General features: G+C 64.8%; 7 protein-coding genes. 2 read left to right on the top strand and 5 right to left on the bottom strand.

Translation table 11 applies throughout. The annotated features are described in order from the left end of the window. The coding region (locus VZ95_RS16750) for an MFS transporter (RefSeq protein ID WP_045776871.1) at window positions 1-442 on the bottom strand (442 nt) is incomplete at its 3' end. 121 nt (window positions 443-563) lie between these two features. Between VZ95_RS16750 and VZ95_RS16745 the strand changes: the two genes are divergently transcribed. Then, entirely contained in the window at window positions 564-1001 is a 438-nt protein-coding gene (locus VZ95_RS16745; protein WP_045776870.1) for an Lrp/AsnC family transcriptional regulator, read from the top strand. Between the two features lie 67 nt (window positions 1002-1068). On the opposite strand, the gene chrA is transcribed toward VZ95_RS16745, so the two are convergent. From chrA to VZ95_RS25860, 3 genes are all read right to left on the bottom strand, one after another. Then, window positions 1069-2433 (bottom strand): chromate efflux transporter, encoded by a 1365-nt coding sequence (gene chrA, locus VZ95_RS16740; protein ID WP_045776869.1) that lies wholly within the window; start codon window positions 2431-2433, stop codon window positions 1069-1071. 82 nt (window positions 2434-2515) lie between these two features. Continuing rightward, window positions 2516-3007 (bottom strand): chromate resistance protein ChrB domain-containing protein, encoded by a 492-nt coding sequence (locus VZ95_RS25865; RefSeq protein WP_198148364.1) that lies wholly within the window; start codon window positions 3005-3007, stop codon window positions 2516-2518. Continuing rightward, a complete protein-coding gene (locus VZ95_RS25860; protein ID WP_198148363.1) occupies window positions 2991-3338 on the bottom strand; it encodes a rhodanese-like domain-containing protein in 348 nt (115 codons plus the stop codon). The genes VZ95_RS25865 and VZ95_RS25860 overlap by 17 nt, the downstream gene beginning before the upstream one ends. 179 nt (window positions 3339-3517) lie before the next feature. Between VZ95_RS25860 and VZ95_RS16730 the strand changes: the two genes are divergently transcribed. Further along, the gene (locus VZ95_RS16730) at window positions 3518-4462 is read left to right on the top strand and encodes a class I SAM-dependent methyltransferase (protein WP_045776868.1); all 945 of its coding nucleotides are present in this window, start codon (window positions 3518-3520) and stop codon (window positions 4460-4462) included. Here VZ95_RS16730 and VZ95_RS16725 read toward each other — a convergent pair. Further along, the coding region (locus VZ95_RS16725; RefSeq protein ID WP_045776867.1) for a glycosyltransferase family 4 protein at window positions 4403-4964 on the bottom strand (562 nt) is incomplete at its 5' end. The genes VZ95_RS16730 and VZ95_RS16725 overlap by 60 nt on opposite strands.

Raw genomic sequence — 4964 nt, 5'->3', positions numbered from 1 at the left:
AATCCCCCGCCGAGGCGTAAGCGGTCGGCAGAACCACGCCCGCAGCGGCCCCCATCAACGCCTGTCCGCCCGCAAACACCATCCAATTCACGCTGGTGGCACAGAGCGCCAGCCCGCCGATCAAGCCGATCATGCCCGCAACCAACGCCTGCCCGCGCTGCAAACGATCCGCCAACGGCCCGAGAAACAGCGCGGACAGCGCCGCCATCGCCCCATAAGCGCCCAGGGCCTGACCAACATCGGCAATACTCGCGCCGAGCCCTTGGGCGATATCCGGCACCAGAGGCGCGGCCAACAGCGCTTGCAGGCCGACCAGCGCCACGCAGGCGATCAGAACGGCGACCGAGCGGTTCAGCGACGGGGCGGGGCGGCCCGTTCCGGCTTTCGCGCTCCCCAAAAAGGGAAAAGCGGCGCTTAGGCCCGTTGCAAGAACATGGCTCATGATACTCTCCTTCCGGCGGTAGAAGGATAAGATGGCGTAGATTATTCAGCCTAAAAGCGATAAGCTGAACTTCATTCAAAATACGAATGGCATTCAGCCAATCCGTTCAGAGGACCCCGCGATGGACAGTTTCGACCGAAAAATCCTCGGCCTGCTGCGGGAGGATGCGACCCGCACCTATGCCGATATGGCCAGCCATCTGCACCTGTCGCCGCCCGCGCTGCACGACCGCGTGAAGAAGCTGAAGGCCAAGGGCGTTATCAAGCGCACCACGGTGGAGTTGGACCCGCAGGCGCTCGACCGCCACTTCTGCGCCTTCGTCCATGTGGAAACCGAAGGCTACGCCAAAGATATTCTGAAGGAAGTCGCCGAGGCCGACCCCGCCGTCGAGGAAATGCACGGCGTCGCCGGAAGCTCGTCGGCCATCCTCAAAGTCCGCACCCACGACGCCGCCGGTCTCGAAGAACTCCTGCGCCGCCTGTTCGAAACCGGGGCCGTGCGACGGACGGAAAGCTTTGTGGTGCTGCGGACGTATTTGGAGCGGGGGATTAGTCCGTGAAACACGGTCCAGGGCCGTCGGCCCTGGTTGGGAGAGCCCGAGAGGGCAAACGCCCTCTCGGATCGTCTCAAGACCCCGCCAGTAGCTTCACCGCAAACCCCAGCGCCGCGCAGCCGGCCAGCACTTCGCCGGTGCCGCGTTTGAAGCGGAACAGGGCCAGTATCGCCCCCAAGGTCAGGGCCAGCGCGCCGATATCAAGGCTGCCGGGGTCGGGTACATCGAGGTGGAGCCCATAGCCGGACCAGGGGCGGACGCTCCAGAACAGCACGTGCAGGGCGAACCAAACGGCGAGGTTGAGGATCACGCCGACGACGGCGGCGGTGATGGCGGTCAATGCCGCCGATAGGGGTTTATGGCCGCGCAGGGCTTCCACGTAAGGCGCGCCCAGGAAGATCCACAGGAAGCAGGGCACGAAGGTGACCCAGGTGGTGAGCAGCCCGCCCAAGGTTGCGGCCAACAGCGGATGCAGCCCGCCCGCATCCCGCCAGGCACCCATGAAACCGACGAACTGCGTGACCATAATCAACGGCCCCGGCGTGGTTTCGGCCATGCCGAGGCCATCGAGCATTTCGCCGGGCTGGAGCCAGCCATAGGTCGCCACCGCCTCTTGCGCCACATAGGCGAGCACGGCATAGGCCCCGCCGAAGGTAACGACGGCCATTTTCGAGAAGAACACGGCAATCGTGCTGAACACATTCTCCGGCCCGAGCAGCAGGACCAGCGCCAGCACCGGCCCCAGCCACAGCGCGCCGAAAATCGCGGCAATCCGCAAGGACCAGCCGAGCGACGGGCGCGCGTGATCGGGCACGCCTGCGCCCAAGCGGCTCTCGGCATCGGTCAGCCCCCGCCCGGTACTGCCGTGGGCCTGATGCACGTCGAAGGCCGCCCAGCCGAATTTACCGCCGAGAAAGCCGATAATCCCCGCCGCCACAATAATCAGCGGAAACGGTAAATCGAAGGCGTGAATGGCGATGAAGGAGGCCCCCGCCAGCGCCCAGAGCGGGCGATTGCGCAGGGCACGCTTGCCGATCCGCAGCAGCGCTTGCAGCACGACGGCGAGTACCGCCGCCTTCAGCCCAAAGAACAGCCCTTCGACCGCCGCCGACTGCCCCGCCAGCACATAGAGCCAGCTCAGCGCCATAATCGCGATCATGCCGGGGAAAATGAACAGCAGCCCCGCCATCAGCCCGCCCGCCGTGCGGTGCATCAGCCAGCCGATATAGGTGGCGAGTTGCTGCGCCTCCGGCCCCGGCAGCAGCATGCAATAGTTGAGCGCGTGCAAAAACCGCGTCTCGCCGATCCAGCGTTTTTCCTCGACAAGAATCCGGTGCATCACGGCGATTTGTGCCGCCGGGCCACCGAAGCTGAGGGCGGCGATCCGTAGCCAGACCCAAAAGGCCTCGCGGAAGGGCACGGGGTTGGGATTATTCATGCCGGAATATCCTTAAGACAATCGTCAAAAGCCGCGAGCGGGGGCGCAGGCCCCCGCTCTGTGCCTGGGATTTAGAGAGAGTTCAAGCGCGGGCGCGCGCATCGGCGGGCCAAGTGTGGGTTTCCCCCACCGCGTCCCGGCACCAGCGATAAAAAGCATCGTAGAGCGGCAGACTGGCGGCCAATTGCTCCAGATCGTCCCGATACATGCGCGAAAACCCCAAGGAGGCCGCCAGCAGCCCCGCCGCCTGAGGGACGAGATCGAGCGCCGCCGTATCGGCCCCGCGCACGATGGTTGCCAGCCGGTCCAAGGCGGGGGAGGCAAGGCCGAATTCCGCCAGCATCGTATCGAAGGTGCAACGGTCGCCGCGATGACTCCAGAAGGTTCCTTCGATGTCGAAGGGCGTTGCGCCGAACCGGTCGGCCACCGCCGTTACTTCGCTCGCATCGACGAACAGAAACACGGCGTCGCGGTCGATAAACCGGCGGATCAGCCAAGGGCAGGCGATGCGGTCGATTTTCGGGCGGGCACGCGTGACCCACAGGGTCCGACCTTGGCTATCGGCGGGCGGCATCGCTTGGGTAGTGACCAGCAGATGCCCACCGTCGCGCCATGCTTCGAACCCGCCTTCCAGGGTTTCGGCGGAAAACGCCCTGGTGCCGCAGCCACGCCGCAACCCCTTGGGAAAGCTTCAAGCCGCGCTGGCAGCTCACAATCACCGTTTGGCCGGTAAACGCGGCCCCCCAGGTGGTAACGGTAAAAGGATCGCGCCGCAGCGCCCCCGGAATCTGGCGTGGGTCGGCGTCGAAATCCTCGGGAAGACGCACATCCAGCAGCACGGGGCAGGTCGGCAAACCAACCAAACGGGACAATTGAACGGGGGTGATTTCAGTATTTGACGGCATAACGTCCACCTTAAAAGAAAAGTTTGGACGCGAATTTCGGCCTGCCGCCTCACGGGGCCTCGCGGAACCCCTTAGGCCCGAGGTAATCATGGGGCGCGCAGGCGTGTCAATATCGAGATAAATCCCTCACACGCCTCGGCTGCGCTGACACTGGCCCGCACGGCTGATAAACTCGCCCGATGACACAGCCAACCGCCGATCTCCCCGAAACCTCCGCCGCGTTTATCGCGGCGGTCGATGCCGTGTGGGGCGATCCCGCCGTTTGGGTTGCCGAGGGCGACCAATGGACCCATCTGCCGCAGATCGAGCAAATGGTAAACCGGCGCGTCACGGGCGATCCCGATTGTAGGCCGCTGGCGTGGTTCTTCCACCAGCTTGGGCAGGCGCAGCCGATTCCGCTGCCGCGCGTCATGGTCGTCGGGTGTGGCTCGGCGGGGGTGGAACTCGGGCTGGTCCGCAACGGCTGGGCACACGAGGCCGTTGGGGTGGATATTTCACCGCGCGCCCTCGCCCGCGTCGCCGACGCCGCCCGCGCCGAAGGGCTAAGCGGCGTCACGCACCGTCAGGCCGATATGAACGCCCTTCCGATTGGCGAGGAGGGGTTCGAGCCCGGCAGTTTTGATGCAGTTTTCGGTATTTCGGGCGTGCATCACTGCGACAATCTGGAAGGTCTTTATGCCGGGATTGCGACCCTGCTGAAGCCCGGCGGCTGGTTTTACCTCGACGAATATATCGGCCCGGCGCGCTTTCAATGGACCGACCTGCAAGTGGCCCTTATCAGCGGCGTTCTGGCGACGTTGCCCGAACCTTTGGTGCGGACCGCTATCGGGATTGTGAAGCGTGGCTATCGACGCCCAACGCCCGCCGAGGTCATCGCCGTCGATCCCAGCGAGGCCGTGCGGTCCGACGAAATCGTGCCGCTTCTGCCCGGCTGGTTTACGATTGAAAGCTTCCGGGGCTATGGCGGCAATCTACTGCATTTGCTGTTGGCGCAGATCGCCCAGAATTTCCGCGACGATCCCGATGGGTTGCTGACCCGCCTGATCGCCCTCGAAGAGCATTATTTAGCCAACGGGCTGCTGCGCGACGATTTCGCCGTCATTCTGGCACGCAAGCGCGGATAGCGGATCACACACTGCCGCTCGCACGCCCTCGGCGAAAGCCGCCGGATCGTATAGGGCGGCAACCCGCTGCCACGCCTGGGCTTGCAGCCGCGCCCACAGGCCGTCGTCGGTCAGCAGGCGCTTGAGACTTGCCGCAAAATCGGCGGGCGTTTCTGCGGATAGAATCTCGTCTCCGGCGGCCCAACCCAACTGCCCGACGAGCAGCGGCGTCGCCACCACGGGGAGGCCGTGGGCTGCCGCCTCGATCACCTTCGCCGGAACCCCGCCCGCAAACCGCGTCGGCGCAATGAAGGCGCGCGCGGTATCATAGAAGGGCGTCAGATCCTCCTGCGGTCCCCGCAAATGGACCCGCGCACCCGCCAAAGCCGCCACCCGCGCCGACCGGCACGCCCCGATAATGGTAAGCGTCACCTCGGGCAAACGCGGCAGAATCTCATCGACAAACCAGAGCAGACTATCTTCGTTCGGCGTTTTGGGTCGAGCGCGCCGACGAACAGCAGCC

Origin of the sequence: Elstera litoralis (genome assembly GCF_000963705.1) — a bacterium.
Classification (GTDB): Bacteria; Pseudomonadota; Alphaproteobacteria; order Elsterales; family Elsteraceae; genus Elstera; species Elstera litoralis.
This window is presented reverse-complemented; position numbering and strand designations above follow the sequence as displayed.

Excerpts from the sequence above, each read along its gene's own strand:
- VZ95_RS16745 (WP_045776870.1), top strand. The coding sequence starts at position 564 with ATGGACAGTTTCGACCGAAAAATCCTCGGCCTGCTGCGGGAGGATGCG.
- chrA (WP_045776869.1), bottom strand. The coding sequence starts at position 2,433 with ATGAATAATCCCAACCCCGTGCCCTTCCGCGAGGCCTTTTGGGTCTGG.
- VZ95_RS25865 (WP_198148364.1), bottom strand. The coding sequence starts at position 3,007 with ATGCCGCCCGCCGATAGCCAAGGTCGGACCCTGTGGGTCACGCGTGCC.
- VZ95_RS25860 (WP_198148363.1), bottom strand. The coding sequence starts at position 3,338 with ATGCCGTCAAATACTGAAATCACCCCCGTTCAATTGTCCCGTTTGGTT.
- VZ95_RS16730 (WP_045776868.1), top strand. The coding sequence starts at position 3,518 with ATGACACAGCCAACCGCCGATCTCCCCGAAACCTCCGCCGCGTTTATC.